This is a genomic window from Pseudomonas sp. RAC1 (assembly GCF_030658255.1).
In the GTDB taxonomy this organism is placed as follows: domain Bacteria; phylum Pseudomonadota; class Gammaproteobacteria; order Pseudomonadales; family Pseudomonadaceae; genus Aquipseudomonas; species Aquipseudomonas boreofloridensis.
In genome coordinates this window covers 380,059-407,056 of record NZ_JAUTXS020000038.1, presented here as the reverse complement: position 1 = coordinate 407,056, position 26,998 = coordinate 380,059, and the positions used below count along the sequence as shown (strand labels likewise).

The window sequence follows — 26,998 nt, the reverse complement described above, 5'->3', positions numbered from 1 at the left end:
AACGCCTCAGAAGGTGTAGGCGACGCCCGCCTGCACCGTACGCGGTGCACCAGGATAGACGTAGTTGTTCCACGCGGCTTCGTCATAGCCTTTGTTGAACAGGTTCTTCACGTCCAGGTTCAGGCGCACGTGCTCGTTGACCTTGTAGTAGCTGAGCAGGTCGACCACGCTGTAGCGGTCCATGGTGTACGTGACGTTCTCGGTCTGGCCCTTGCGATCGTCCACGTATTTCACCCCGAAGCCCAACCCCAGCCCCTTGGCGAAGCCGTCCTGGAACTCATAGGTGTTGATCAGGCTGAAGCTGTTGCGCGGAATGTTGGCCAGACGCGTGCCGGTGGCCAGGCGGTTGTCCTTGGTGACCTCGGCATCGACATAGGCGTAGCCACCGATAACTTTCCATGCCGGGGTGATGTTGCCGGTCACGTTCAGGTCCAGGCCACGGCTGCGGATTTCGCCGGCGGCCAGGTTGTTGGCGGGGTTGGCCGGGTCCAGGGTCAGCACGTTTTCCTTGACGATGTGATACAGCGCCGCGTCCACGCTCAGTTGGCGCTCCAGGGCCTCCCATTTGACGCCCACTTCATAGGACTTGCCCTTCTCTGGATCGAAGCCACCGCCACCGGCCGGTGTGCCGGTGTTGGGCTTGAACGAGCGCGCAGTGTTGGCGTACACCGCTACGGTGTCGGTCAGGTCGTACATCAGGCCGAAGCGTGGGGTGACGCTGTTTTCGGCCTTGGTGAAGTCGCCGGCGTTGTTCAGCTTGTTGTCGTAGTCGTGCTCGAAGCGCTCGAAACGCACAGCGGCCAGGGCCTTGAGGCGTTCGGTCAGGGTCACTTGATCCTGGATGAAGGCGGCCCAGGTCTGCAGGTTTTCTTTATCCCAGGTGGTGACGCGGGTCAGCGCGGGACGCGGCTGGCCGAGGACGGGATTGTAGAGATCGATCGGATAGGTGCCGCGGGCCGCCGACGAGCGCTGAATGATCGAGTTGTAGTCGTAGTTCTCGTACTCGATGCCAGTCAGCAAGGTGTGACTGAAGCTACCCGTGTCGAAGTGACCGGTGAGGTTGAGCTGCCAGTCGCGATCGGTCCACTCCAGCTTGCGGTAGTTGAAGTTGCGCTGCAGCGTGCGACCGTCGGCTGGGGCGCCGTTGGCCTCCACGGCGTTGCCCTCGAGCGAGCCGTCGAGGAACTGGAAACCGCCGCCCAGGGTCCAGCTATCGTTGAGCTGATGCTCGAAGCGCACCTGGGCCATGTTGTTGTCGTTGTGCAGCAGGTTGTCGCTGCCCTTCTCCCACAGGTAGGTGTCGCGCGACAGGCTGCCGGTCTGGGTCGGGTAGCGCGGCAGGCCACGGTCCAGCGGACGATTGTTGCGCATGAAATCACCTTCGAAGGTGATCTTGGTGCTGTCGTTGACCTGCCAGCTGAGCACCGGCGCCACGTCATAGCGTTCGCCACGCACATCGTCGCGGAAACTGTCGCCGCCCTCGCCCAGCAGGTTCAGGCGGTAGGCCAGCGACCCGTCCTGGTTCAGCGGGCCGCTGGCATCCAGCGTGGCACGGTGCATGCCCTGGTCATCGAACTGGCTGCCGAGGGTGATCTTGCGCTCGGCCAGCGGCTGCTTGCTGACCACATTGAAGGTGCCGCCTGGGTCACCGCGGCCGTACAGCGCGGTGTTCGGCCCGCGAATCACCTCCAGGCGCTCGATGGTGTTGGCGTCGGGGGCGTTGGGGTAGCCGCGGTTGATCGGGAAGCCGTTGCGATAGAACTCGCCGGTGGTGAAGCCGCGCACGGTGAACGTCGTCAGGCCCTGGCCACCGAAGTTGTTGGCCCGGCCTACGCCGCCCGCGTAGTCCAGCGCATCCTGCAGGCGCGTGGCGCCAATATCGTCCAGCACATCCTTGGGCACCACGCTGATCGACTGCGGCGTTTCGTGCAGCGAGGTGTCGGTCCGCGTGGCCGAGGCCGAGCGGCTGGCCCGATAGCCCTGTACCGGACCGTCGGCGCGCTCGTAGTCGCCAGCGTCGGCGTTGATGTTGACGGCGTCGAGTTCGACGTTACCGGTGGCAGACGGGAGTTCGGCAGCCAGCGCCAGGGGCGCAGCGGCGTTGAGCAGGCACAGCGAGACGATCATGCGACGCATCGATGGGGGTTCCAGACGAGACGATAAATGACAGGTGAGTGCAAAAGCGGCGAGATGCTATATGCAAATACTTCTTAGTTGCAAATATTTACGTACACGCTTCGCCATAATCGTTTCTCAAGCCACCTTCGATGCTCGCCTCAGCGCGCATAGACCTTCCACAGCTGATCCAGACGTGTCGTATACGACGGGCTCATCAAGTCTCTACGCATCGCCCATTCGGGCGCCAGGGGCACGCTGGCCGTCCTCAGGGTACCTCGGCCGAATCGTCCATTGATCGCATCCACCACGCCCATCAGACGGCCATCTGCCTCAGGCTGCGCCAGCGTGAACAGATCGTCGGTGACCTCACCCGGCCGACACAAGTCCAGCAGCAGGACTTCGGCCTTGCTGTAGCGGTAGCCCTCGCGGTAGATCCGTTGCAACGCCTCGGTCGCCGAGCGAGTGAGCAGCAAGGTGTCGTTAGTGGCATAGGGCAACTGCACCAGTGCCCCTTGAGCATGGTGCCGTTCGCCCGTATTGAACATGCCGGTACGAATGCTGACCCGCAGTTGCCGGCACAACGATCCCTGGCGTCGCAGCTTTTCCGCTGCCCGTCCGGTGTAGGTAGCCACCGCCTGGCGAATGGGTTCGAGTTCGGTCTGGCGGGTACCGAACATACGACTGCAGCAGATTTCCTGCTTGGGCGATTCGGCGTCCTCCAGCGCCAGGCACGAAATACCGCGCAACTCCCGAGCGGTCTTCTCGATCATCACGCTGAACGTGTCGCGCAAGGTCGGCGCGTCGGCCCGGGCCAAGTCCATCGCGGTGTGGATGCCCATGCCTTGCAGGTGCAAGGCCATGCGTTTGCCAATACCCCAGACCTCTCTGACATCGGTGTTGCGCAGCACCCAGTCGCGCTTGAAGTCCTCGGTGATGTCGACCACCCCGCCCGTCTGCCCCAGCAGACGCTTGGCCGTATGATTGGCCAGCTTGGCCAGGGTCTTGGTCCGGGCGATACCGACGCCCACCGGGATCGCCGTGCCCTTCATCACCTTCGAACGCACGGCCCGGCCGAAGGTGGTCAGATCACCCGGGACACCGCTCAGGTCGGCAAAGCATTCGTCGATCGAGTAGACCTCCACCGCCGGCACCTGTGACTCGATCAACGACATGACCCGCTCACTCATGTCGCCATACAGCGCGTAGTTCGAGGAAAACGCCACGACCCCGTGGCGGCGCAGCTTTTCCCGTGTCTGGAAATACGGCTCGCCCATCCTCACGAAGGGCTTGGCATCGTAAGACCGGGCGATCACGCAACCATCGTTGTTGCTCAGCACCACGATCGGCACCCGCGCAAGGTCAGGCCGGAACACACGTTCGCAACTGGCATAGAAGCAGTTGCAGTCGATCAACGCGAACACCTGATCACTGCGCATGATCACGCACGCTGTAACGCACCACACCCCAGACCACCAACTCGTCGCTTTCCAGCACGTGCCGAGGCGGGTAAGCCGGATTTTCCGATTGTAGTATCACCACGCCTTCACGACGGAACAGGCGCTTGCACACCGGCTCGGTATTGAACGCGGCAATGACGATGTCGCCATGCTCGGCCTCTCGGCCACGGTCGACGATGACGATATCGCCGGAAAAAATCCCCGCGCCGCGCATGCTGTCGCCCTCCACTTGCACCAGATAGACATGCGGTGCGCGCAGGTCGAACAACTGATCCAGCGAGATGTGCCGCTCCAAGTGGTCGTCTGCCGGCGATGGGAAGCCAGCGGGCACCCGAAAGGCGTAGCGTGGATGCAGGTCGGGTCCGCCGGTCGGCGTACCCAGGAAGGTGATGGTCATGGTGTCGAACTCAGGGCAGACTGTATGCATATACAGTTAACTAGCCAGCAGCAGGTCGGTCAATCGCAGGCCGACAAACGTAGAGGTCACCCATGTGCGGACGTTATTCGATCTATGAATCCATGGATCACTACCTCAAGCAGTTGTCATTGGACCTGGTGGTGATCAATGGCTACGACGACGCGCGAATCAATCGCTACAACGTCGCCCCGCGCAGCCGTGCGCCGATCATCCGTCCGGTGGCCGACGGCGTGCAGGTGGACGACCTGCCCTGGGGCTGGGTGCCACGTTGGGCTCGCGACAGAGGCCCCGTGCCGATCAACGCCCGCGCCGAAACCCTCGGCAATGGCCGATTTTTCAGCAGGCTGTGGCCAGGCGGACGGGCCTTGGCGCCGGCCAGCGGCTGGTATGAATGGTCGGTGGCCGTACACGATGCCCGGAACAAGCAGCCCTGGTACGTAAAGGCCGCCGAGGGTGAGCCGCTGTTCTTCGCCGCACTGGCCGAAGCCCCAGGCCATGACCTGGCCGATGTGCGTGAAGGCTTCGTCATTGTCACTGCGCCGGCCGATGGGCGGCTTGCGGATATTCATGGGCGTAAACCTGTGGTGCTGACGGCAGCGCTGGCACGCGAATGGATCGATCCAGCCACGTCGCTGCAACGGGCGCTGGAGATCGTGCATAGCGGCGGCAAGCCCGATACCGCGTTTCGCTGGCATGCCGTCGGTCATGCAGTGGGCAACGTACGCAATGAAGGGGCTCACCTCATCGAACCTCTCCAAACGTGTGGCAAAACACATCAACAATGAATATTTACTTGTACAGCGAACTTTCCTTGTACAAGTCTCGTCGGAGCACTGATGCCGTTTGAGTATCAAACAGCCACTACCCGCATTGCGCGGGGCGAGGCGATCCGTCCGTGCTTTCGGGAGCCCTCCTTCGATGTTTGCCAACCTCAGTCTTCGCAAAAAGCTCTACGCCAGCTTCGCGCTGATCTTGCTGATCATTCTGGTTCTGGTACTGGCCGCGCTGCGTGGCTTCGATCAGGTCAGCAGCAGCGTCAAGCGCAACATCCACAGCTATGAGGTACTGAACCAATCGGGCGCGGTACTGCGCAGCCTGATCGACATCGAGACCGGCATGCGCGGCTATGCCCTGACCGGCCAGGACAGCTTCCTGACGCCCATGCATGCAGGCGAAAAAGGCTTCACCGATTATCACGATCAAATCAAGGCGGCGACCGCCGACAATCCCGAGCAGCAGGCGCGCCTGGAGCGTCTGCAGGCGCTGTATGGGCAATGGCTACAGGACGATATCCAATCCAGCCTGTCCCTGCGCGAGCAGGTCAACCAAGGGGCTCAACCCTTCTCCGCACTGGCCGAGCAGATCGCCGCGGGCCGTGGTCGGGCGAAGATGGACGCCATGCGCGAAGTGATCGGCGAACTGCGCGCCAGCGAGAAAGCCCTGCAAGACCAGCGCACCGCGTCGATGAACGACGCCAAGCGCGATGCGGTCGCGATCCTGGTTGGCGGCGGCCTGGCCGCCGTGGTGCTGGCGATGCTCATCGCCTGGTCGCTGTCGGGCAACCTCAGTCGCCGCCTGGGTCAGGCGCTTGACGTTGCCCAGCGCATCGCCGAAGGACGTCTGGACAACGCCATCGACGGCAGCGGACGTGACGAGATCGGCACCCTGCTGCAGGCACTGTCCGCGATGCAGGCCCGCTTGCGCAGCATGATCGGTGAGATCCGTCAGGGCGCGGAGCAGTTGGTCAGCGCCTCGCAGAGCATCTCCAGCGCCTCGCTGCAGTTGTCGGCTTCGGCCCAGGAGCAGTCGCATTCGGCGTCGTCCATGGCAGCCACGGTGGAGCAGCTCACCGTCAGCATCAATCATGTCGCCGACAACGCTGGCGATGCCCACGCGCTGTCCAGCGAGTCGGGACGGCAATCCACCGAAGGCGGCAGCGTGATTCAGGAGACCCTGCAGAGCATGCGCCTGATCGCCGACACGGTGCAGGCCTCGGCCGGCCAGATCGGCGAACTGGACCAGCACGCCGAACAGATCTCCAGCATCGTCGGGGTGATCAAGAGCATCGCCGAGCAGACCAATCTACTGGCACTGAATGCGGCTATCGAAGCGGCACGGGCCGGTGAGCAGGGCCGCGGCTTCGCGGTGGTCGCCGATGAAGTGCGCTTGCTGGCGCAGCGCACCGCCAACTCCACCCAGGAAATCACCGACATGGTGAAGAAGATCCAGCTCGGCACCCGCGATGCGGTGAGCAGCATGGATGTGGGTGTGGAGCAGGTCAAAGGCGGCGTGGCCCTGGCGCAACAGGCCGGCGAAGCGATCGTCACCATACGCCAGTCCTCTGCCGACGTGGTCCGTGTGGTCGACCAGATCTCCCTGGCCCTGCGCGAACAGACCGCCGCCAGCCAGGATGTGGCGCGTAACGTCGAGCGCATCGCCCAGATGTCGCAACACAATAGCCAGGCGGTGGAGCAGACCAGCGAAACGGCGGGCGCGCTGCAGCGTCTGGCCCAAGGACTGGAGCGGCAGGTGAATGTGTTCGTGCTGTGAGTTCGACGGCGCTGCGGTCCGAGCACAGCGTTGCAGCTCGTTCGGACCGCTGCTAGCCTCGGCCCGGCGCTGTCGAGTTCATCAAGGTTACCCATGAGTCATCGCGATCGCCTGGAGGCGACCTGCCCCCATTGCCAGGGGCAGGCCCTGTTCATCGAACCCTTCGAATTCACCACCGTTCTGCCGACCGATCGACCGGCACGTCGCTGGGGCGGCTGGTACGTGGTGGAGCGCTACCCGCAGTTGCTGCCATGGCAGGCGCCTGCCGGCAGTTCCAGCCAGCACCTGCTGCACGGTTCGAGCCACGGGCAGGGTTACGTGCCCCTCACCCGTGGCGTGATCGAATGCCAGACGTGCCAGGCGCCTTTCGTTCACTTGCTGAACTGGCCCCAGGACGCCTGGTGGCAATGGTCGGTTCGCGGCAGGCTGCTCTGGGCCTGGGACCGAGACCATGCACGGCGAATCGTCGAGTACGTGCGCGCCACCGATCGACCTCGGCGCGGTGTCTACGGCGACATCGCCAACCTGCCCGCCTACTTTCTCGCCGCCAAGCAGCGCGACACAGTGATCAAACTCATCGAGCGCACGCTGAACGCCACCCACTAGTGCGCCGCCCACAGGCTTCAGTGACAGGCGGCACTGGCGCTTGTGATTGCTGAACAATCTGTTGTGCGCCCTGGCCAGTGCCGTTGCCAGGCGAGCCGTGGTTTCGTTCAATGGCGCAGCCGGTTCCTTACCGGCACGGATTCAGACAGAACCATGAACACCCCGCGGAGCAGGCGCAATGATCATTCAGTTTCTTGGCAACGACAGCGCCCACAACCCGTCTTCGCGCACGTGCGATGCCTACCGCCTCGACGGCCTGACGCGCATGGACGAACTGTCGGCAGCAGGCCGCGAGATCGCTGCCCGTCACTCAGGCTGCACAGTGCTGTTTTCGCTGGATGACTTGCCCCAAGCGCTCTACACCAGCGGCCATGCACGGCTGTCTTCGAATCTCGACGCCGTGAGCGAGGCGGATCTGGGGCAATTGCCGCCCGAGTGCTTCGAGAACGGCCAGTACCTGGGTTACACCACCACCAAGGCAGAGTTCGCCCCTTGCCTGCGCATTCTTCTGCGCCAGGCGGATGCCCTCTCGTTCGAGGCCCTTTGTGCCCATGGCCTGACCCTGGATGACGCCGCGCTGGAGCATTGGCTGGCCTATCAAGCCAAACCGCTGATGCTGATCGATCAGCCCATGCTCGCGCTGGCGGCGCCAGTCGAGCAGCCTTGGCAGGCCCTGGCCGCGTTCCCCAACGGCTACTTCGAAAGCGACCTGGACCCTGCGCAGAACTGCGCGCTGGCCCGGCACCTGCAACAGACCCACGGTTATACCCTGATGGGGGTCGGTGCCTCGTACTTGGGCTTCACACGGGCCGAAGCGCCTGATGCAGCGCAAGCAGCGCGCGTTGCGGCAGACCTGTGCGCGCTGTACAACGTTCCGGCTGAACAGCACGAGGTACGACTGGACGCGCTGCGCGCCGGTATCGAGGGACGTTCGCACCTGTGGGTGCGCTATGTGGAGTGATCACTGCCGATGAATGCGGATACCCAGGCACTGGTGCATGTACTCGAACGCTTGGCCCTGTTGCTCGAAGGCGATGGCGACCAGCACTGGAGTCAATGGATGCGCCGGGCACGGACCCGTCTGCTCGCCGGTGACGGCGGCGGCGCGGACTTTCTGCTATCAGCCTACGGCGGCATGGGTTCGTTCAATGATGTGGTCCTCGGGCAGCATTACGACAGCAACGGCTTTTCCTGGAAGCCAGGGCATGTCGAGTTGAATGATCGATTCGACGAACTGCGTGGGGCGGCCTACACCTTGGCCCAGCAGATACGCCGCTCGCGCGCAGACACGCCCTGACCTCTCTCGCAATGCCGTCAGGGCGCTGTGGCAGACAGCTGCCGGATCATCGAGACGGTCAGGTACAGTCTCGGGGCGATACTCGACAGCTCGATGTATTCATCCTCGGCATGCAGGCCGGCCCCCACCACACCCAGCGTCTCCAACACCGCCGGCTTGGCGCTGCCCGGCACATAGGCATAGCCGGCGTCGGTACCAAAACGCATGGCGATGGGTTCGATGCGCTTGTCGATCTGTCCGTAGAGCTTTTCGGCAGTCTTGGCCAGTTGCTCGGAACCGGCGTTTCTCGCCAGTGGCGGTCGCCCCTTGTCCAGACGCAGGCTGACTTCGGTGCCCTCGATCAGTTGCCTGCGCACGATGCGTTGGGCATCGGCCAGCACCCGCTCGCTTTCACTCACGTCCGAGTAGCGCATATCGGCCTCGGCCGAGGCGCTGTCGGGAATGATGTTGCGCTTGTCTCCAGCCCTGAGCATCGTCCAGTTGACGGTGGTGCCCTTGGCGGGATCGCCGAGGTCCTTGAGTTGCAACAACTGGTGAGCCAGTTCCATGGCGGCATTGCGGCCGGCTTCGGGTGCGGAGCCTGCGTGGGACGACGTACCCTTGACCTGCAGCAACAAGCCGTTGATGCCGTTGGTGGCGACCGTCACGGCATCTTTGTCCGGCGGCTCGTACGAGAATACGTAGTCATGCTGGCGGGCGAGTTCAGCGATGAGCGCTTTCGAACCGGCCGAACCGGTTTCCTCGTCCGGGTTGAACAGCACGGTCAGCGTGCCGAAGCCTTTGAACTGCTCGTCCTGCAGCAGCTTCAGCGCATGCAGGATCATCGCCACCCCGCCTTTGGCATCGGCCACGCCAGGCCCATAGGCACGATCGCCCGCCACCTTGAACGGCCGCTTGGCTGCCGTGCCTGGCAGGAACACCGTGTCGTAGTGAACCATCAGCAGAAACGACTGGCTGCCCGTGCCCTTGAGCGTGCCGACAATGTTGTCGCCCGCAGAAGGATTGGCTGAGCGAGTCTGCACGTCGGCACCCAGCGCCTTGAGGCGTTCGACCAGCAGGTCACTGACAGTCTTCAGACCTGGGGCCTGTCCGGTACCGGTGTCGACATCGACCAATTGCTGCACGGTGGCCAGATAGGCTTGCTGCTCGGCCTGGGCATGCTCGAGGCGTTGTGCGGGCGTGAAATCGGCGGCAAGTGCATAGAGCGGCAGGCACGCAAGGCTAATGATGGCGCCACCTATTGAGCGTGGAGTGAGCATTTTCGATCCTTGATAAAAGTTACGAACATGCAGTTTTGACCATAGCCTGTTTTGACGCCAGTTTATTGGCTCAACTAACTGAATACATAAATCGTTACAGCATCTGATTCGTTGAACAGGTTGCACAGAAGGCTAAGATGCGAGTGATAATCACGCGGTTAAAAAAATAAAAAAGAATGGAACGATTACTGAAGTGCCATTATCGAATCGTGCTGCTGATCATCCCACCAGCGAAGCGTTCGATCCTCCAGGCTCGACGCAGCGCGGTCATGTGCCCTCTCAAAAGCCGGGTACGTCGCGGATGGCGATTGACTGAATAATGACTGTCCACTCCGTTCAAGTATTGAGCTGACACCCAACTGCACAGAACTCGCCATGGAAGAAGGTGGGACGAATGTGCAAACTTAAAAGTATTCATGAGATGAATGTCCCTTCAGCCGATCATCGCCGATCGGATTTGCTAAGTGCCGAGATGGCCGAGATAGACAAGAACGAGTCCATTACCGCCGTATTGCAACTTGCTGCTCAATTGACCGGCGTGCGCTACCTGGCGCTGCGCAAGTCGAATCCTTCGCTCTGGCTCGGCTTCATGGAGAACCGCCAGATCGAATTGAGCTTCCATGGTCAGACCACTGCCGTGTCGCAACTCGAGGCACTCGACAAGCTGCTGGGCAGCGGCGACCCGTCGCTGACCTCGGCGCCTGCCAAGTGGACGCCGCAGCCCCTGGCTGCGTTTGGCGCATCCACCATCGAAGGGTTGTTCACCACGCCTATTCATACGATCGACGGCACCAAGCTGGGCCTGTTGGTGGCCGCCAGCGATCTACCGCTGGGCCGACTGGAGGCAGAAGCCATTCAGAAAAACCTGAAACTGGTTGCCCGATTGACGGCCAGCATGAGGTCGGTGTTTTGAATACGACAACTCAGCGCTAGGCAGTAAAACGGCGCGCGCATACGCTCATCCCCTCCATCATGAGGCGTGAGCAGGTCGCCACTTGATCGAGAACTTCTTGCACGGTTGTGCCACTCCCATAGACGCAATCGATTTACCAGGACAAACGATTCATCCGATAATGGCCAGACGCTATCGCCGCGTTCACGGCGATTTTTCCTACGTCTCGGTATCCTATGCTTCCCAGCAGCCACAACCCCGTCCTGGTAGCGTTCTCTCTGATTGTCGCCATTCTCGCCTCCTACACGGCGCTCAGAATGGCAGGACGTGTTGCCAGCTCGACGGGCAAGGCCGCAGGGCTTTGGCTGGCCGGTGGCTCCTTTGCCATGGGCTTCGGTGTCTGGGCGATGCACTTCATCGGCATGCTTGCCTTTGATCTGCCGATTCCTCTGGGCTACGACATTCCGCTGACCCTGCTGTCACTGCTCATCGCGGTGTTTTCCTCGGCCTTCGCGCTGTGGCTGGTGTGCCAGAAAAACCTGCCGTGGATTCGCTTGGTGCTCGGCGGCCTGCTGATGGGCGCCGGCATCGCGGCCATGCACTACACCGGCATGGCCGCCCTGCTGATGCGGCCAAGCGTGATCTACATCCCGTGGATCTTCATGCTGTCGATCCTGATCGCGGTGCTGGCCTCAGGCGCGGCCTTGTGGATCGTGTTTCGCCTGCGCAGGGGAGCCCGCGGCGAAGCCTGGGCCCGTATCGGCGCCTCGCTGCTCATGGGCTGCGCCATCGTCGGTATGCACTACACCGGCATGGCAGCGGCGCAGTTTCCACTGGGCAGCTACTGCGAAGCGTCCAACAGCGGTATCGACGTCAAATGGCTTGCCGTCGTCGTGATCGTCGTCAGCCTGGCCGTGCTGGCAATCGCGCTGATCGTGTCCGTGCTCGATGTGCGCAGCAACTTGCTGTCCCTCTCACTGGATCAGGCCAACAGCGAGCTGCTGCAACTGGCGCTGCACGACAACCTGACCCGCCTGCCCAATCGACTGCTGCTCAACGACCGCCTCAACCAGGCCATTCACAAGGCCACGCCGCATCAAGACCTATTTTCGGTGTTGCTGATGGACCTGGATGGCTTCAAGGCCGTGAACGATGCTTATGGGCACCATGTGGGCGATCTTCTGCTGGTGCAGGTGTCCGAGCGCATCCTGGCCAGCAAGCGGCCGGAGGACACGGCTGCGCGCCTGGGTGGCGACGAGTTCGTATTCCTGATTCACCACCGCGAACCCGAAGACGCCGCGTTGTTCGCCCAGCAACTGGTCGAGTCGATTGGCCGCCCCTACAGCCTCGAAGGTCATGTCCTGCATATCTCGGCCAGCATCGGGATTGCGTTGTTTCCCGACAACGGCCTGACGGCCCACGAACTGATGGTCAATGCCGACGCAGCGATGTACCACGCCAAGGAACTGGGACGTGCGGGGTACTGCTTCTTCGAACGCACCATGAACAAGAACGCCCATGAACAGATGCAGCTTCAGCACGACCTGCGCCTGGCGCTGGAACGTGGTGAGTTCGTTCTGCACTACCAGCCCAAGTTCATCGCCGCTGACGGCCATATGGTCGGCGTCGAAGCCTTGGTGCGCTGGCACCGTCCAGGCTCGGGGTTGGTACCGCCGGACCGCTTCTTGCCGCATGCCGAACGAACCGGGCTGATCATACCGATCGGCAACTGGGTGATCGATGAAGCCTGTCGGCAGATGCGCCAATGGCACGATCAAGGCCATGACGGTTGGAGCGTGGCGGTGAACCTGTCGACGATTCAGCTGGCCCAGGCCGACCTGCTGGGGGTGGTGCGCACCGCACTGGAAAAATACGCGCTGGCGCCGCGGCACCTGGTGTTGGAAGTGACCGAGTCCACCGCCATGCGCAACGCCGAAGCCAGCCTGGAGATCCTCGACAAGCTGGCCGAGCTCGGCGTGAATATCTCCATCGACGACTTCGGCACCGGCTACTCCAGCCTGCTTTACCTCAAGCGCTTTCCGGCCAACGAGTTGAAGATCGATCGCGGTTTCGTCAAGGAACTGGTCCAAGGCAATGAAGACGAGGCAATCGTCTCGGCCATCATCGCCCTGGGCCAGACGCTGAGCATGAAGATCGTCGCCGAAGGCGTGGAAACCCAGGAGCAGCAAGCGTTGCTCACGCGGCTGGGTTGCCATGCCCTGCAGGGCTATCTGTTGGGCAAACCGCTGCCGGCGGCGCAACTGCTCGAGGCGCTCGCCGCCCAAGGGCGACGCCCCCTGGCAGCAGGCCCTGGTGACGACAGCGCGTCGATCACAGTTTCATGTTGAGCGAGACGAACGCCGAACGACCCGGTGCCGGTGAGAACATCGCCTGGTCGTCGCCGCCCCAGAAGAAGTTGTCGTACCAGACGTATTCGTATTGACGGTCCAGCAGGTTCTTGACCTGCAGATCGACGCTGGTGGAGGGGCTGAGGCGATAGCTGACGCTGGCGTCCACCACCACGAAACCGCCGTACTTGCCCTGTTCGTTCAACTCGTCGATGTAGTAGCTACCCTGCGCCCGGCCTTGTACGCCGAACTTCCAGTCGTCGTTGTAGCGATAGTCGGCACCCAGGTTGCTGATGTAGCGCGGGGTGGAGAACACCTGTTTACCCGACAGCGATTGGCCGGACGCCGAGAATGCCTTGACCACCTTGGCTTCCTGGATGGCGTGTGAAGCCCACACCGTCCACTGTTCGTCCAACTGCGCGCTGATCTGCATGTCCACACCGCGCCGACGGGTCTCGCCCAGCCCAACCGTGGTGCCGGTGCTGGGCATGTTCGCCACTTCGTCGGTGGCATCCTGTTGCCACAGCGCAACGCGTGCCTGCGCGCCCGGGAACGGTTGGAACTTGATGCCGACCTCCTTGCCCGTATTGATCGATGGATCGTAGGACGTCTGCCCCGGGGTCATGTAGGCCGGTGCGGTGGAGCCGGTGAGAATCTGGAAGGTGCGCCCCCAGTTGGCGTACACGTCGATCTCGGGGGTGAGGCTGTAGATCACGCTCAGCTTGGGCTGACGAATCCAGCCGTAGTCCTGCAGCGAGGCCTTGGCGCCACCGAGCAGCTCGGTGTTGCCGGAGAATTTGTCGACACGCATCGCCGGGATGATCTTCAGCGCATCGGTGGGCTGGATCACGGCTTGCAGGTAACCGCCGATGTTGCGCAGGGTGTAGCTGTCATCGTTCTGCACGCGGGCGGGCCTGACATCGAAGTCGGTCGGCACGCCATAGCTGTAGCGCAGGCGACGGTACGCGTTGTCCTGTTCTTCGTAGTTGATGCCGCCATCGAGCGTCAGGTGCTCGTTGGCGCGCCAGGTCAGGTTGCTGAGCATGCCGCGCTGCTGTTCGTCCCACTGCCGACGTTGGCGCGGGGCATTGCCTGGACGGTAGTCGGTGAAGGTAATGGTGCGGTCGTCGTTGTAGCTGTTGTAGTACAGCTTGCTGCTCAGGCTCAGGTCGTCGTTGAGCTGCCAGTCGGTGTGCAGGCTCAACTGCTTCATGTCGCGGTCATCGCCATCGTTGCCGTTCTTGTCCGGTGACTGGGTGCGGCTGGCGTGCATCTGTTCGCGGGTGAGAAAGCCGGGCTCCTGGGCCTGATGGTGGTACAGGCGGGCGATGAGGCCGACGCGGAAATTCTGTTCGTCGTTGCTGAGGAACCACTTGCCGCCCAGCGCGTACTTGTTGGAGTTGCTGTGGTCGCGGTAGCCGTCACTGTCCTGCTTGGCGAGGATGTAGTTCTGGGCGAAATTGCCCTCCTCGCGGCCGATTGCCAGTTGCACCTCACGGGTATCGAAGCTGCCGTAGGTGAGGCGACTGTCGGTATAGTTACCGCCCTGGCGGGTGGCGAAGTTGATGTTGCCACCGATGTTGTGCAGCCCATAGCGCGGGTCGTTGGTGCCGCGCACCACTTCGATGTACTCGATGTCCAGCGGGAAGACCATGTCGATGAAACGCTGGTTGCCGCTGTTGACGTTGCTTGGCACCCCATCGATGAGGGTCTTGATCCCATTGATGTAGCCCTCGCCGTTGAACGCGCGGAACGTGACCTTGCCCGACTCCGCGCCCTGCCCGGTTTCGGTGAGTTGAATCCCCGGCATCTGTCCCAGCAGTTGCCAACTGTTCATTACGTTCTTGTCCTGGACCTGATCGCCACCCAGCACATCGACCGACGTCAGCACATTTTCGGTGCTCAAGGCGCTACCGACGCCGGCTGCAGCCGTATGGGTAATGTTTACATCGCCGAGGACGATGGTGGAATTGCCGGTCGGCTCGGCGAACAAGTCAGGGGAGACCATTGCCGTGAAGATGGCAAGGGAGGCCGGGGTGAATCGCATGGAAGCTCCTGGTGTACGGGGTGCAGGCGCGAGTTGGGCGCAGGTTATAGAGGGACAGGTCTAGGCCTGCTTTTCGAAAATACGTTATATCATAACGGCATCAATTCGATACGATTTAGCTCAGTTGGAAACGCTTGGATATTTTGAGTGACTAAGCCAATGGCAGATGGCTAGTGCCCGCCAAACGATGGGTGTAGATTGCGCCATGTTTTGCCATTCACTGACGATGCCGGACACCTGGATGCCAAGTGCCGCCATGATGATTCCCCGCCCGTTCGCTCGACTCATCAATCCAACGCCGGATGCTCTCTATGCCCCACCTGTCGCCTGACGAAATCGTACGTGCCGCTCTGCAGATTTCGCATACCCGGCTGCGCAGGCAGCATGAGTTGGTCGTTGGCTTTGCAGTGCAAGCGCTGACCCTGACCTCGCTCGATGACTTGCTGACACGAGCCTGTGAAACGGCGGCGCTGGGGATGGACACGCCCTTTGCCAAAGTCCTGCAACCCAACGACGACCACTCGGCCTTTCGCCTGACCCACGGAGTCGGCTGGAAGCCCGCCGATATCGGCAACGCGGCGGTCGGGTCCGACGAAGCCAGCCCAGCGGGCTATGCGTACACCACGAGCCGGCCGGTCATTTCCAACCACCTGGGTCAGGAGTTAAGGTTCAGAACCCCTGCCCTGCTCAACGAGTACGGCATCGAGCGGGCCATCAACGTTCCAGTGCGGGGCACAGCGGGCATCTTCGGCGTACTGGAGGCAGACAGCCGTGACGGCGATGACTTCATCGAGAGCGACGTGGTGTTTCTCGAGGGGCTGGCCAACATCATCTCGATGGCCGTCGAGCGTCTGGCGACGAAAGAAGAGGCCAACTCACCGCATGCCTATTCGGAAAGTGTGCTCAATGCCAGTCCCGACTGCGTGAAGATTCTCTCGCGCACTGGTGAAGTGGAGTTCTTCAACGAGGCGGGGTTGTGCCGGATGCAGATCCGCGACCTCGCCGACATCGCCGGCAAGCCGTGGATCGAACTGTGGCCTGAGTGCTCGAAACAGGTGATCGAGGACGCGCTGGTGCGCGTCGGTAATGGCGAATCGGTGCGCTTCGAATCGTTCTGCCCAACGGCCAGAGGCGAGCCACGATGGTGGGATGTCACGGCTGCTCCGGTGCTTGATCCGCACGGCGAGATCGACAAGATCATCGCGGTCTCAAGGGACATCACCGAGCGCCATGAGCAGGAAGTGCGGTTCGCCGCTTTGATCGAGGCGCAAAACACCAAACTCACCGAAAGCGGCCTGCATGTGGCCGAAACCCATCACCGTGTGAGAAACAGTCTTCATCTGGTGAACAGTCTGTTGCTGCTGCAAGCCAATCTGTCGATGGAGGAAGCCGTCCAGACCCAACTGCAGATCGCGGCCAATCGGGTGATGACCATCGCCAATGTGCATGAACATCTGTATCAGGATGCTCACTGCGACGCCCTGAGTGCGCCGGCGTACTTGCGCTCGTTGTTGTCCGATATCCGAACGGCCTTTGGCGAACCGCACATCGAGTGGTCGGTCGACGACTTCCAGTTGCCCCCGGAGCGCATGGCGCCGCTCGGACTGGTGGTCTCGGAACTGGTCACCAACGCGTTGAAGTATGGTCAAGGCAAGATCACCGTCACCATCGAGCGCGATGCCGAAGATGCACGCATCAAGGTCACGGACGAAGGCACCGGCTTTCCAGAGTCTTATCCGAAACCGAGCGGAACCGGGCTCGGCATGCGGTTGGTCAAGAGCTACTCCGGGTACGGGGAAGACGCCATTACCTTGGATCGCTCAAGTGGCTTGAGCAGTATCGAAGTGCGCTTCAAAGTGTGAGGCGACTGCTGTCTCAAGCCTGTTCAGCTGAACTTTAGGCACCGGCCAAACTTGGCATCGCACCGGGTGCTCAATGTAAAGAACTGTGCGCAGTTTATGGCACGGCACTGTGCTGCGCCGATAACTTCATGCGCCTCTCCAACGTGGCGCCCAACACAAAAATATTTGCCGAGCACTAAAACGCGGATTCCTCCCGTTCGTGACCTTGAAAAAAACGTGCGTCGACGGCTTAAACTTTTCTTCATCCTCACCTTAAGCGTTCCTTAAGCAACGCCCACCTAGCATGGCGCCGGTCATCACACCCACCTAGAACGGGACACGTCCATGTTGAATGAAGCCTCAGAAATCCGCCCGAGCTCTGCACTTGGAAAGCAACTGGTCATCGAACTTTACGACTGCAACGACGCACGTTTCGACGATATCAAATGGATCGAAGACAGCATGTTGCAGGCGGCCCGCGAAGCCAACGCGACGATCGTCACCTCAACCTTCCACAAGTTCAGCCCTATCGGAATTTCCGGCGTGGTGGTCATCGCCGAATCGCACCTGGCCATCCACACCTGGCCTGAATACAAGTACGCCGCCATCGACGTCTTCACCTGCGGCGATGTACTCGACGGCGCCCAGGCCGTGCGCGTGCTGAGCGAGCGGCTGGGCAGCCAGCGTCACATCATCTCCAGCATGGACCGCGGGCTGGAAGGGCACCGTGTGGGCATGGTCAACCGTACCCTGAGCGGTGCAGGCGCGATCAACGACGACAGCCCGACGCTGCGCTGGGCCATCGGCTCGGAGCAAGGGGGCGCACGATGAGTTCGCTCAACGATCAGCCTGCCCGCGCGCAACAGATCGATCCGGACCGCTATGACGTCGACTTGAAGTACCTGGTCCCCGAGGACGTCGCCGGCACCCTGCCCGCACTGCCACCGAACCACTTCTACTTCTACCCGCCAGACCCTGCGCGCGAAGGCGACAGCGCGATCACGGCCCTGGAAAACAGCGATCTGTTCGACAGCTATCTCTATGGCGTGCGTCGGGTGCTTTACCAGGGCCGTACGGCCTGGCAGAACATCCTGATCGCCGACACCTACAACTACGGCCGCGTGTTGATGATCGATGGTGCGATCCAGAGCGCTGCCAGCGACGAGTCGCTGTACCACGAGCTGCTGGTGCAGCCGGCGATGCTGGCCCACGATGAGCCGCGCGATGTCCTGATCATCGGCGGCGGCGAAGGCGCCACGTTGCGTGAAGTGCTGTCGCACGCCAGTGTCCGCCGCGCGGTGATGGTCGATCTGGACCAAGAGCTGGTGGAGCTGTGCCGAGCCCATATGTTCCAGTGGCACCAGGGCGCGTTCGACGACCCTCGCTGTGAGTTGGTGACGGCCGATGGCAGGGCTTACCTGGAAAATGACGCGTCGCTGTACGACGTGGTCATCATCGATGTCGTCGACATGCTCGACAACGGTCCGGCGCAGGCGCTGTACACACGCCAGTTCTACGAACTGCTGCATTCTCGTCTGCGCCCAGGCGGCGTGGTCGCGGTGCAAGGCCTGGAATTCTCCCACAGCGACGACAAACCTCATGCGGCACTGGCGCGCACGCTGCGCAGCGTCTTCAGTCAGGTCCACAGCTACCGCGCTGCGGTACCCTCGTTCCTGGCGTCGTGGGGCTTCCTGCTGGCGTCGGACTGGGTGGACCCTGCTCACTGGCAGGCCGCCGATCTGGACCGTCGCATCGAGCGCAAGCTCGGCCTGACCTGGCTGGACCACCTTGAAGGTGATTACCTCAAGGCGTGCTTCGTGATGGACAAGGAAACACGCTTCCTGATGGCTCAGCCCGGACCGTTGCTGGAAGACGGCGTCACTTTCGTCGCCCCGCCCGACATCGAGGAAATCGAGTTCGGACCGACTCAGTTCCCAGCCCTCAAGGCCTATTGAAATGACCGCGCCACACGCCCTACCGGCCACGGACCTGTCCACGCCCAGCGCCTGCGTGCTGCATCGGGTGAAGTTCATGCCAGGCGTTGCCGTGCAGGCATCGGCGTCGCAGTGCCTGGCGCAGTTCGACGATCCGCACCCGACGCACGCCGCCCTGCTGCAACGTAGCCCCATGACTGCCCTGCAGGCCTTGCCTGAAGACAGTGCAGCGGATGAACTGCTGGTGGTGTTTGCGGCGGCCGGCCTGCAGACCAGTCACGCCTGGCGCCAGCACCTGGAAGCCTGGATGAGGACCGACGAGGACGCCGATCAGCCAACACTGGAGACGATGTCCTTTGGCGAGCGCATACTCTGGCGGCCTGGCCGGGCGCTGATCATCGGCAACCCAGAGCGCTGCACGGAACTGCTCGCCGGGATCGTCGCCTTCAGTTGGTACGAAGGTGGCTTGCGGCGTTTGGAAACGGAGATCGCGGCCTCCTGGAGCACCGCCGATGACGACATCGAACTGACCCAGTTGCCGCAGAAACGGCACCAGGCGCGAGCACGCCACGTCGATGCGTGCGTGACACGGACCACACGCTGGCGTATCGCCTACACGCGCTTGGAGGCCCGACTGGAAAAAGCGCCCACGGGCCTGAGCAGTGCGGTGCGCAGGCTCTACAATGAGCTGGCCATGCAAACTGAAGTGCACGATCGTCTGGTCAGCGTCGACGATCGCATCGAAGTGCTGCAGGACCTGTACGAACTGGCCACCGACCGCCTCAGCGAGCATCGCCATGTGCTTGAGGAGCTGCGCGTGGAGTGGTTGATCGTGGCGCTGTTGCTGGCAGAGACGGCGCTGAGTATCTGGGGATTGCTGACGTAGCGAAGAAGGCTAGAGCATGCACGTACTACTCGTTGAAGATGACTTGCTGTTGGGCGATGGCATTCAGTTAGGTCTGCGTCAGGAAGGCGACCGGGTCGAATGGTTGACCGATGGCTTGCTGGCCAAACAGGCGCTGGCGACCGATGAGTTCGACCTGGTGATTCTCGACATCGGTTTGCCACGATGCAGTGGCCTGGAGGTGCTGCATGAACTGCGCAACCGCGGCTCCAAAGTGCCGGTCTTGCTGCTCACGGCCAGGGATGAAGTGGCCGACCGCGTGAAGGGGCTCGATTACGGCGCCGACGACTACCTGACCAAGCCCTTCGACTTCGAAGAATTGCTGGCCCGCATCCGCGCCCTGGCACGTCGCGCGCTGGGCCGTGCAGTGCCGCAACTGATCCACGGCAACCTGCGTCTGGACCCCTCGACGCATACCGTGACGGTGGACGACGACCCGATCAACCTCGCACCGCGCGAATATGCACTGTTGCGTCTGCTGCTGGAGAACAAAGGCAAGGTGCTGTCGCGCGCTCAACTGGAGAGCAAGCTGTATGGCTGGAGCGGGGATGTCGAAAGTAACGCCATCGAAGTTCACGTGCACCACGTACGACGCAAAACTAACAACAGCTTAATCCGGACCGTGCGCGGAATGGGATATACCATCGCCGAAGAGAAAATGGGCTAGCGTCGATGCACGTCGGATCGTTCAAGTCATTCAGTCGCACAACGACGCACAAGCCGTCGGTGCGCAGGCTCTTGCTGGCGTGGTTGCTAGGCAGCTTCGTCGTGACCTGGTTGATGGTGATCGCCTTCACCTACTACTTGTCCACGAACAAGATCGAGCGCTTCTTCGATGAGGACATGCTCGACTTTGGTCAGGCTGCGCTCAACATCCTGTCGGTTGCCACCCGCGATGAGCGACTTGGCCGCAGCGCAGACGTCACGCAACAGACCATCGAAGCCAGCCGCGAAGCGATCAAAGGCCTGCCCCTGCTGCATCGAGGCGGGGTACTGGCCTATACGCTGTGGCAAAACGGCGAGGCGGTGCTATCGAGCGCCAACATGCCCGAAGGTTTCACCCACGCCCCGGACGGCTTCAGCTCGCTCAAGACGGCGAATGCCCAGTGGCGCGTGCTGAACATGCAGCAAGGCGAGATGAACGTGTGGGTCGGTGAGAACATCAGCTATCGCCGCCATACCATCAACACACTGCTGATCTATGCCCTGTTTCCTCTACTGCCGGCCTTTCCCCTACTGGCGTTGATGATCTGGTTCAGCGTCTCCCGTGGCTTGTCGCCGCTGCAGGCGATGCAGGAAGAAGTGCACAAACGCTCCGATCGGAACCTCGAGCCGATTGCCCTGGCCCGTGTGCCCGTCGAGGTCCACGGGCTGGTCGGCGAACTCAACCTGCTGCTTGAGCGCCTACGCAACGCGCTGGAGGCCGAGCGCCGCCTGACGGGTGATGCCGCCCACGAAATCCGCACCCCACTCGCCGCCTTGCGCACCCATGTACAAGTGGTGCTGCGCTCCACCGACCCTCAGTTCCAGGCGCACGGCCTGCAGCAAATCAACCGCAGCGTGACCCGTATCACCACACTGATGGAGCAGATTCTGCTGCTGGCGCGCTTGGACAGCGATGCCTTGATCGAAGAATTCTACCCGGTGGACTTGTCGACCGTGGCCGAGGCGGTGGAGGCCGATCTTGCGGTTCAGGCCTTCGACAAACGCATCAGCCTGTCGCTCGATCAAACGCCCGTCAGGATCATCGGTATCGAAGTGTGGCTGAAGATTTTGCTGAGAAACCTGGTGAGTAATGCGATTCGCTATACGCCTGCCGGTGGCCATGTCAGCGTGCGGGTCGAGCACCATGACCCGCATGCCGTGGTGTCGGTCATGGACGATGGTCCGGGGATCACGGCCGAAGAGGAAAAGGTGATCTTCAAACGGTTTTATCGGGGCACGGCGGCCTCAGGGGATGGGCAAGGCAGTGGGCTGGGCTTGCCCATCGTCAAGCGGATTATCGAAGTGCACAAGGGTACGATCGTGCTGTCGCAGGGCTTGCACGGACGGGGACTGGGCGTGACGGTAACGCTGCCGAAAAGAATCTAGAACGCTTCACTCTAATGCTTAGGAAACTTTCACCGTGATCCACATTGATGACACCACCCACGTTGCCTTGGCCGATACGCTGTTCGTATTTGCGCTCGAAGCGGAAGCCGCCGATGCATTCAGCCACGTCGATGCGGTATTCACCGGTATCGGCAAGGTCAATGCCGCCATTGCACTGACCAAGGCCCTGCAGACACGCAAGCCCAAGTTGATCGTCAACCTCGGCTCCGCTGGCAGCCCGCGTTACGGCAAAGGTGAGCTGGTGTGTTGTACGCGTTTCGTGCAACGGGACATGGACGTCACGCCCTTGGGCTTCGCCCGCTACCAGACGCCCTTGACCAACGTGCCGGTGATTCTGGAGCAGGGATTGTCACTGCCCGGGATCCCATTGGGCACCTGCGGTACAGGTGATAGCTTCGAGACCAATCACGGCGATGCGCCCTATGACGTTGTGGACATGGAAGGTTATGTCCTGGCGCTGATCGCTCGCGAAGAGGGCATTCCGTTTCTGTGCCTGAAATACATTTCCGATGACGCGGGCAGCGAGGCGGCAGACGATTGGTCGGTGCAGGTGCACCTGGCGGCGCAGGCGTTTGGCAAGGTGTTGTTTGCCCAGACGTGAATCGAAAGACGTTGGACTTGCGAACGCGACCCCACTTCTCAGGCAGGTGTGAATAGATCCGCGCGGACGGCAATTGCAATTCGTCCGCTTACGTGGGAACAGTCAGGCCCATGATCACACCCGCGTGAAATTGGAGACTCAGGATAACCTGCTCCCCTGAACGTCTATCCAATCTAGTCACTATCGCAGTCGCCCCGCGACGCCGAGCCGAGAGGCGCCACCGCCGCGGGAACGACAGTGCAGTTAAGCCGTACCGGCGCCGCCGCGGTTGGCATTGCCGGGCGTCTGCATTTCATGAGTCTCGGCCTGGGTATCGGCGTTGCGCACCTGAGACTCCAGATCGTCGGTGGGTCGTTGGCTACGGATCCTTCGAGTGAGGGTGCTGGCACTGGCAGCTAGCTCATCGGTCATTCTGCCGGTAGCCGCAAAGGCGCGTTGCCCTGTTTCCACCACACTACGACTCACTTGCGTTCCGGTCTCCAAACCGCGACGGGCGACTTGCGCGCCCAGATGCCCTCCCGCACGCCCCACGCCATATCCGAATTGCGCGCCAGTCAACGCGGCGTTACCCAGGGCGCGGGGAGCAGAACGCAGCGCTTCTTTTGGCTTGGCGTGATTGTCATCGTTAAGCCAAGCCTTGCCCTTGTCAGAGAGTGTGCTCGTCATCGATGCAACGAAGGCCCAGATACCGAACGCAGCGCCGGTTCCAAGCGTATTGATGGAGGTCCGCACAACGGTCTGGGCAGCAGGACCGGAAACCGCGTTGGCGCCCATGTGCTCGGCCGCTGCGCGACCTGCGAACGTCGCGCCCAAGCCAAAGTACCCGCCGCCAAAGCTATTGGCGTTGATGAGCGCTTTGCCCGCAGCGTCAAGCGCATTGGCGGGCACGCCAAGGAGCATGTTGCCCAGTCGCTGCCCTCCGTGCCCAATGGCCGACAACACACTGCCTTGCTTTGCAGCCTTGTAGACAGAGAACCAGTCTTGTTCACCCTCCAGCGTGCGACGCACACTGGCCTGATCGGCCGTGTCGAGTGAAGTTCCCGCATCACGCAAGCCGAACAACAATGCTTCACCCCGCTCTTGCCGAGCGGTCTGAGCGTTATGCTTGAGGTTGGCCGTGGCGAGTCCAGATGCATAGTTACGCAGCGGTACCGCGATTTTATTGAACAGATCTGCAGCCTCGGGCCGACCGGATAACCTCAACGACGCCGCTACGGTCCCGGTAATGACCGCACCGACCAGGTAGGTTTGAATCTGCTTGGCATCCTCAAGCGCTTCGCCAATAGATCCCAGCTGTTTGGCTTCCAGTCCCCTGGCCACGTCAGGGTGAAGTTTGTCTGCGGGTGCTTTGAGAAAGAAGGCGTCCGCTTTCGCTTCCGCGAACAGGCGCTGGAAGAACTCATCCGGAAAGTGGGCCTCCATACCCCCTACCCCGCCCTCGGCCGTGGCTTTGAGCAGTCCATTGTCGATTTCGCCGAACACGAACTTGGTTACATCGCTGACAATCTCGGGCTTGGCAAACTGGGCGGCCACGACGCCGGTAAAGGGAAGACCGCCCACCAGGGCGGTTCCGTGAGTCGCATAACGATCGAGCCGGCCAGCATTTTCCATCGTGCAGCGGATTGCCGCGAGGTTCTCGCCTTCTTGCAAAAGCCGCTCACTTCGGCTGTCCGCGATCGAATCCAGCATCTCGTGCTGTGCTCGTGCCAAATCAGCCTCAGCGGGGGTCGCTTGGGGCGACACGGGCAGACGATACTGCGCAAAGCGATCTTGATGTAATCGCGTACAGCGGTGCGCTCTGCAGGGTCGGTTATGGCGCCGACGCCTTGGGCCTGCACAGCATGCTGGGCGGTTTCAGCATGTGCCCTATCAGGGGTGTGAAGATGTGCGACGTGAGATCCGTTGATATCCATCAGATAGGCCTCATTATTGAATAGCCATTGCCAGGGATGTCAGAGCGCGTACGAGTTATGCCAGCGATTCTTCCTTCGTGCGGCCCTAGCACTGACTCGAGCGTGAATCGGACAGGAGAATGATTCGCATGAATCATGCAGTGGGCTGAGTGTGAGTGGTTGGCGAGTTCAGTCGGTTCCATGGAAAAGGCGTCGTACTGGCAGGTGAGGAACGAGCCCTGCTGGGGTCGCTGATCGCGACCTCTGGCATAGGCTAAGGTCTCGGGGGACATTGCTAGCGAAGAAGACTTTTTGGAGCGCCCAGATGCATCCGGCTAGCGGTGTGCTGTCTCCCGCCCTCAGGTTCAGACATCCAAGGTATTCTTGCGGGCGAAGGTTTACGTCTGCGTGTAAACTTGCGCCCTTTTTTCGATTCATCCTTGGCCGATGTCACTCCATGTGCCGTCAGTACGTCTGTGCCCTTTGATCATTGCCAAGGCGACATAGCCTTTGTCGCGGGGGGATGAGCCCGTTGGCAAGCGGTAGGCCGCGCCGCCTGCGCTTAGAACCCCTGCAAACCCGCTAAAACGCACTGGAAACACGCACCTCCGGAGACCGCATGATAGAGCCATCCAAGCCAGTAATTACGCGCGTTGAGCCATCTAGAAGGTTCTCCGTGGCACCCATGATGGACTGGACCGACCGCCATTGCCGATATTTCCTGCGCCTACTCTCGCGCCACGCCCTGCTCTACACCGAAATGGTCACCACCGGCGCCCTGCTGCACAACGACGCCGCCCGTTTCCTGCGCCACGACGTCTCGGAGCACCCGCTGGCCCTGCAACTGGGCGGCAGCAACCCTGCCGAACTGGCAGCCTGTGCGCGCCTGGCGCAAGAGGCCGGCTACGACGAGATCAACCTCAACGTCGGCTGCCCCAGTGATAGGGTGCAGAACAACATGATCGGCGCGTGCTTGATGGGCCACCCCGCGCTGGTGGCCGAGTGCGTGAAAGCGATGATCGACACAGTGCAGATTCCGGTGACGGTCAAGCACCGCATCGGTATCAATGGCCGCGACAGCTACGCCGAGCTGTGCGACTTCGTCGGCCAGGTCCGCGATGCCGGTTGCAAGAGCTTCACCGTGCATGCACGCATCGCCATCCTCGAGGGCCTCTCGCCCAAGGAAAACCGTGAGGTTCCACCGCTGCGCTACGACGTGGCCGCGCAGCTCAAGCGGGACTTTCCCGACCTTGAGCTGATACTCAACGGCGGAATCAAAACCCTGGAGGAATGCCGCGAGCACCTTCAGACCTTCGATGGCGTGATGCTAGGACGCGAGGCGTATCATAATCCTTACCTGCTGGCCGAGGTGGACCAGCAGTTGTTCGGCAGCCAGGAACCTGTCGTGAGCCGCAGCGAGGTGATGGAACGGTTGATGCCGTACCTGGTAGCGCACGTCGAGTCCGGTGGGGCCGTCCATCACATCACTCGACACATCCTCGGCCTCGGCCAAGGCTTCCCAGGGGCGCGGCGCTTCCGTCAGTTGTTGTCGGCCGACATCCACAAGGCCGCAGCGCCCTTGCAAGTCGTGGAACAGGCGGCTCAGTTGCTGCAGGGCCGGTAAGGGGAACCCTGGGCACGGAGCGCACTCGAACAGGGATTCGCCCTGCGCCCCTCGCGCCTCGGACACCCCTCGTGTTCGGCCTTGAGCGGCTGTCTGGGCTGGGGTAATGTCGAGACACTCACAGGACAGAGCACGCCCATGACTTCCAAGCTGGAACAACTCAAGCAGTTCACCACCGTCGTCGCCGACACCGGAGACCTGGAGGCCATCACTCGCCTCAAGCCGGTCGATGCCACCACCAACCCGTCGCTGCTGCTCAAGGCCGCCGCCATCGAAGGTTATGCCGACCTGCTCAAGCAGGTGCGCAGCGATGCCAAGGGTGATGTGCAACTGGCGTGCGACAAGTTTTCGGTCGCGGTCGGTGCGGGCATTCTCAAGGTCATTCCGGGTCGCATTTCCACCGAGGTCGACGCGCGCCTGTCGTTCGACGAGCCGGCGCTGCTGAATAAGGCGCGTCAACTGATCGCGTTGTACGAAGCGGCTGGCATCAAGCGCGATCGCGTGCTGATCAAGCTGGCGTCCACCTGGGAAGGCATCCGCGCTGCCGAGAAGCTGGAAAAAGAAGGCATCCAGACCAACCTCACCCTGCTGTTCTCCTTCGCACAGGCCCAGGCCTGCGCCGATGCCGGAGTGTTCCTGATCTCGCCGTTCGTAGGTCGTATCTACGACTGGTACAAGAAGAGCACCGGCAAGGAATACACCGGTGCCGAGGATCCAGGCGTGCAATCGGTCACGCGCATCTACGACTACTACAAGACCAACGGTTACGACACCGTGGTCATGGGCGCCAGCTTCCGTAACGTTGGGCAGATCGAGCAACTGGCCGGCTGCGATCGACTCACCATCAGTCCGGAACTGCTGCAGCAACTGAGCGACGACCAGGGCGAACTGCCGCGCATCCTCAAGCCGGGCTCAGCCGGCGAAGCCAAGCAGGTGCTGGACGAAGGCCAGTTCCGCTGGGCGATGAACGAAGATGCCATGGCTACCGAAAAACTGGCCGAAGGCATCCGTCAGTTCGCACGCGATCAGGAAAAGCTCGAGAAGGTCATGGCGGAAAAAGCCTGATACATCTGCTGATTGTGCAACGGGCGGGAAATA

Annotated in this window: 22 protein-coding genes; 16 read left to right on the top strand and 6 right to left on the bottom strand. The window is 61.6% G+C overall.

What is annotated here, in order from left to right; all coding sequences use genetic code 11:
- Positions 1–6: 6 nt before the first annotated feature.
- From Q7C30_RS19170 to Q7C30_RS19160, 3 genes are all read right to left on the bottom strand, one after another.
- A complete protein-coding gene (locus tag Q7C30_RS19170; RefSeq protein WP_317872414.1) occupies positions 7–2,136 on the bottom strand; it encodes a TonB-dependent siderophore receptor in 2,130 nt (709 codons plus the stop codon).
- A gap of 140 nt (positions 2,137–2,276) precedes the next feature.
- On the bottom strand, positions 2,277–3,554 hold the full coding sequence (locus Q7C30_RS19165) for a Y-family DNA polymerase (protein ID WP_317872413.1): 1,278 nt from the start codon (positions 3,552–3,554) through the stop codon (positions 2,277–2,279).
- The gene (locus tag Q7C30_RS19160) at positions 3,544–3,972 is read right to left on the bottom strand and encodes a S24 family peptidase (protein ID WP_317872412.1); all 429 of its coding nucleotides are present in this window, start codon (positions 3,970–3,972) and stop codon (positions 3,544–3,546) included. Before Q7C30_RS19160 ends, Q7C30_RS19165 begins: the two co-directional genes overlap by 11 nt.
- A gap of 92 nt (positions 3,973–4,064) precedes the next feature.
- Between Q7C30_RS19160 and Q7C30_RS19155 the strand changes: the two genes are divergently transcribed.
- From Q7C30_RS19155 to Q7C30_RS19135, 5 genes are all read left to right on the top strand, one after another.
- Positions 4,065–4,778 carry an SOS response-associated peptidase family protein gene (locus Q7C30_RS19155; RefSeq protein WP_317872411.1) on the top strand — a complete coding sequence of 238 codons (714 nt, stop codon included), beginning with the start codon at positions 4,065–4,067 and terminating at the stop codon, positions 4,776–4,778.
- A 133-nt stretch (positions 4,779–4,911) separates the two neighbouring features.
- Complete coding sequence (locus tag Q7C30_RS19150) at positions 4,912–6,543, top strand: methyl-accepting chemotaxis protein (protein ID WP_317872410.1); 1,632 nt, start codon at positions 4,912–4,914, stop codon at positions 6,541–6,543.
- A 93-nt stretch (positions 6,544–6,636) separates the two neighbouring features.
- A complete protein-coding gene (locus tag Q7C30_RS19145) occupies positions 6,637–7,149 on the top strand; it encodes a hypothetical protein (RefSeq protein ID WP_317872409.1) in 513 nt (170 codons plus the stop codon).
- A gap of 178 nt (positions 7,150–7,327) precedes the next feature.
- Positions 7,328–8,110, top strand: coding sequence for a DUF4253 domain-containing protein (locus tag Q7C30_RS19140; protein ID WP_039578721.1), 783 nt, complete (start codon positions 7,328–7,330; stop codon positions 8,108–8,110).
- 9 nt (positions 8,111–8,119) lie between these two features.
- On the top strand, positions 8,120–8,446 hold the full coding sequence (locus tag Q7C30_RS19135) for a hypothetical protein (RefSeq protein ID WP_029612039.1): 327 nt from the start codon (positions 8,120–8,122) through the stop codon (positions 8,444–8,446).
- A 17-nt stretch (positions 8,447–8,463) separates the two neighbouring features.
- Here the strand turns inward: Q7C30_RS19135 and Q7C30_RS19130 are convergent, their stop codons facing one another.
- Complete coding sequence (locus Q7C30_RS19130; protein ID WP_317872408.1) at positions 8,464–9,705, bottom strand: M20/M25/M40 family metallo-hydrolase; 1,242 nt, start codon at positions 9,703–9,705, stop codon at positions 8,464–8,466.
- Positions 9,706–10,099: 394 nt separating this feature from the next.
- Between Q7C30_RS19130 and Q7C30_RS19125 the strand changes: the two genes are divergently transcribed.
- Both Q7C30_RS19125 and Q7C30_RS19120 read left to right on the top strand, forming a co-directional pair.
- Positions 10,100–10,618 (top strand): hypothetical protein, encoded by a 519-nt coding sequence (locus Q7C30_RS19125; RefSeq protein WP_317872407.1) that lies wholly within the window; start codon positions 10,100–10,102, stop codon positions 10,616–10,618.
- Between the two features lie 215 nt (positions 10,619–10,833).
- On the top strand, positions 10,834–12,945 hold the full coding sequence (locus Q7C30_RS19120; RefSeq protein WP_317872406.1) for an EAL domain-containing protein: 2,112 nt from the start codon (positions 10,834–10,836) through the stop codon (positions 12,943–12,945).
- Here Q7C30_RS19120 and Q7C30_RS19115 read toward each other — a convergent pair.
- Complete coding sequence (locus tag Q7C30_RS19115; RefSeq protein ID WP_116888569.1) at positions 12,929–14,992, bottom strand: TonB-dependent receptor; 2,064 nt, start codon at positions 14,990–14,992, stop codon at positions 12,929–12,931. The two genes, Q7C30_RS19120 and Q7C30_RS19115, sit on opposite strands and share 17 nt — an antisense overlap.
- A 311-nt stretch (positions 14,993–15,303) precedes the next feature.
- Between Q7C30_RS19115 and Q7C30_RS19110 the strand changes: the two genes are divergently transcribed.
- The 7 genes from Q7C30_RS19110 to Q7C30_RS19080 all read left to right on the top strand — a co-directional run bounded on the left by Q7C30_RS19110 (position 15,304) and on the right by Q7C30_RS19080 (position 22,384).
- Complete coding sequence (locus Q7C30_RS19110) at positions 15,304–16,854, top strand: PAS domain-containing protein (protein WP_317872405.1); 1,551 nt, start codon at positions 15,304–15,306, stop codon at positions 16,852–16,854.
- A 324-nt stretch (positions 16,855–17,178) separates the two neighbouring features.
- Positions 17,179–17,664, top strand: a complete 486-nt coding sequence (gene speD / locus Q7C30_RS19105; protein WP_029613004.1) for an adenosylmethionine decarboxylase — start codon at positions 17,179–17,181, stop codon at positions 17,662–17,664.
- Complete coding sequence (locus Q7C30_RS19100; RefSeq protein WP_052192094.1) at positions 17,661–18,788, top strand: spermidine synthase; 1,128 nt, start codon at positions 17,661–17,663, stop codon at positions 18,786–18,788. Before speD ends, Q7C30_RS19100 begins: the two co-directional genes overlap by 4 nt.
- Position 18,789: 1 nt before the next feature.
- A complete protein-coding gene (locus Q7C30_RS19095; RefSeq protein WP_317872404.1) occupies positions 18,790–19,653 on the top strand; it encodes a hypothetical protein in 864 nt (287 codons plus the stop codon).
- A gap of 16 nt (positions 19,654–19,669) precedes the next feature.
- The gene (locus Q7C30_RS19090; protein ID WP_317872403.1) at positions 19,670–20,338 is read left to right on the top strand and encodes a response regulator; all 669 of its coding nucleotides are present in this window, start codon (positions 19,670–19,672) and stop codon (positions 20,336–20,338) included.
- A 59-nt stretch (positions 20,339–20,397) separates the two neighbouring features.
- The gene (locus tag Q7C30_RS19085) at positions 20,398–21,762 is read left to right on the top strand and encodes an ATP-binding protein (protein WP_317872402.1); all 1,365 of its coding nucleotides are present in this window, start codon (positions 20,398–20,400) and stop codon (positions 21,760–21,762) included.
- Positions 21,763–21,796: 34 nt separating this feature from the next.
- Positions 21,797–22,384: a nucleosidase gene (locus Q7C30_RS19080; protein WP_317872401.1), complete on the top strand. Its 588-nt coding sequence runs from the start codon at positions 21,797–21,799 to the stop codon at positions 22,382–22,384.
- Between the two features lie 243 nt (positions 22,385–22,627).
- Here Q7C30_RS19080 and Q7C30_RS19075 read toward each other — a convergent pair whose 3' ends face one another.
- Positions 22,628–24,073 (bottom strand): hypothetical protein, encoded by a 1,446-nt coding sequence (locus tag Q7C30_RS19075; RefSeq protein ID WP_317872400.1) that lies wholly within the window; start codon positions 24,071–24,073, stop codon positions 22,628–22,630.
- An 822-nt stretch (positions 24,074–24,895) separates the two neighbouring features.
- Between Q7C30_RS19075 and dusA the strand changes: the two genes are divergently transcribed.
- Both dusA and tal read left to right on the top strand, forming a co-directional pair.
- On the top strand, positions 24,896–25,900 hold the full coding sequence (dusA, locus tag Q7C30_RS19070) for a tRNA dihydrouridine(20/20a) synthase DusA (RefSeq protein ID WP_317872399.1): 1,005 nt from the start codon (positions 24,896–24,898) through the stop codon (positions 25,898–25,900).
- A gap of 138 nt (positions 25,901–26,038) precedes the next feature.
- Entirely contained in the window at positions 26,039–26,965 is a 927-nt protein-coding gene (gene tal / locus Q7C30_RS19065; RefSeq protein WP_029613010.1) for a transaldolase, read from the top strand.
- Positions 26,966–26,998 lie beyond the last annotated feature (33 nt).

Excerpts from the sequence above, each read along its gene's own strand:
- Q7C30_RS19160 (WP_317872412.1), bottom strand. The coding sequence starts at position 3,972 with ATGACCATCACCTTCCTGGGTACGCCGACCGGCGGACCCGACCTGCAT.
- Q7C30_RS19170 (WP_317872414.1), bottom strand. The coding sequence starts at position 2,136 with ATGCGTCGCATGATCGTCTCGCTGTGCCTGCTCAACGCCGCTGCGCCC.
- Q7C30_RS19145 (WP_317872409.1), top strand. The coding sequence starts at position 6,637 with ATGAGTCATCGCGATCGCCTGGAGGCGACCTGCCCCCATTGCCAGGGG.
- dusA (WP_317872399.1), top strand. The coding sequence starts at position 24,896 with ATGATAGAGCCATCCAAGCCAGTAATTACGCGCGTTGAGCCATCTAGA.
- tal (WP_029613010.1), top strand. The coding sequence starts at position 26,039 with ATGACTTCCAAGCTGGAACAACTCAAGCAGTTCACCACCGTCGTCGCC.
- Q7C30_RS19140 (WP_039578721.1), top strand. The coding sequence starts at position 7,328 with ATGATCATTCAGTTTCTTGGCAACGACAGCGCCCACAACCCGTCTTCG.
- Q7C30_RS19155 (WP_317872411.1), top strand. The coding sequence starts at position 4,065 with ATGTGCGGACGTTATTCGATCTATGAATCCATGGATCACTACCTCAAG.
- Q7C30_RS19075 (WP_317872400.1), bottom strand. The coding sequence starts at position 24,073 with ATGCTGGATTCGATCGCGGACAGCCGAAGTGAGCGGCTTTTGCAAGAA.
- Q7C30_RS19165 (WP_317872413.1), bottom strand. The coding sequence starts at position 3,554 with ATGCGCAGTGATCAGGTGTTCGCGTTGATCGACTGCAACTGCTTCTAT.
- Q7C30_RS19110 (WP_317872405.1), top strand. The coding sequence starts at position 15,304 with ATGCCCCACCTGTCGCCTGACGAAATCGTACGTGCCGCTCTGCAGATT.
- Q7C30_RS19120 (WP_317872406.1), top strand. The coding sequence starts at position 10,834 with ATGCTTCCCAGCAGCCACAACCCCGTCCTGGTAGCGTTCTCTCTGATT.
- Q7C30_RS19130 (WP_317872408.1), bottom strand. The coding sequence starts at position 9,705 with ATGCTCACTCCACGCTCAATAGGTGGCGCCATCATTAGCCTTGCGTGC.
- Q7C30_RS19090 (WP_317872403.1), top strand. The coding sequence starts at position 19,670 with ATGCACGTACTACTCGTTGAAGATGACTTGCTGTTGGGCGATGGCATT.
- Q7C30_RS19115 (WP_116888569.1), bottom strand. The coding sequence starts at position 14,992 with ATGCGATTCACCCCGGCCTCCCTTGCCATCTTCACGGCAATGGTCTCC.
- speD (WP_029613004.1), top strand. The coding sequence starts at position 17,179 with ATGTTGAATGAAGCCTCAGAAATCCGCCCGAGCTCTGCACTTGGAAAG.
- Q7C30_RS19100 (WP_052192094.1), top strand. The coding sequence starts at position 17,661 with ATGAGTTCGCTCAACGATCAGCCTGCCCGCGCGCAACAGATCGATCCG.
- Q7C30_RS19150 (WP_317872410.1), top strand. The coding sequence starts at position 4,912 with ATGTTTGCCAACCTCAGTCTTCGCAAAAAGCTCTACGCCAGCTTCGCG.
- Q7C30_RS19135 (WP_029612039.1), top strand. The coding sequence starts at position 8,120 with ATGAATGCGGATACCCAGGCACTGGTGCATGTACTCGAACGCTTGGCC.
- Q7C30_RS19095 (WP_317872404.1), top strand. The coding sequence starts at position 18,790 with ATGACCGCGCCACACGCCCTACCGGCCACGGACCTGTCCACGCCCAGC.
- Q7C30_RS19125 (WP_317872407.1), top strand. The coding sequence starts at position 10,100 with ATGTGCAAACTTAAAAGTATTCATGAGATGAATGTCCCTTCAGCCGAT.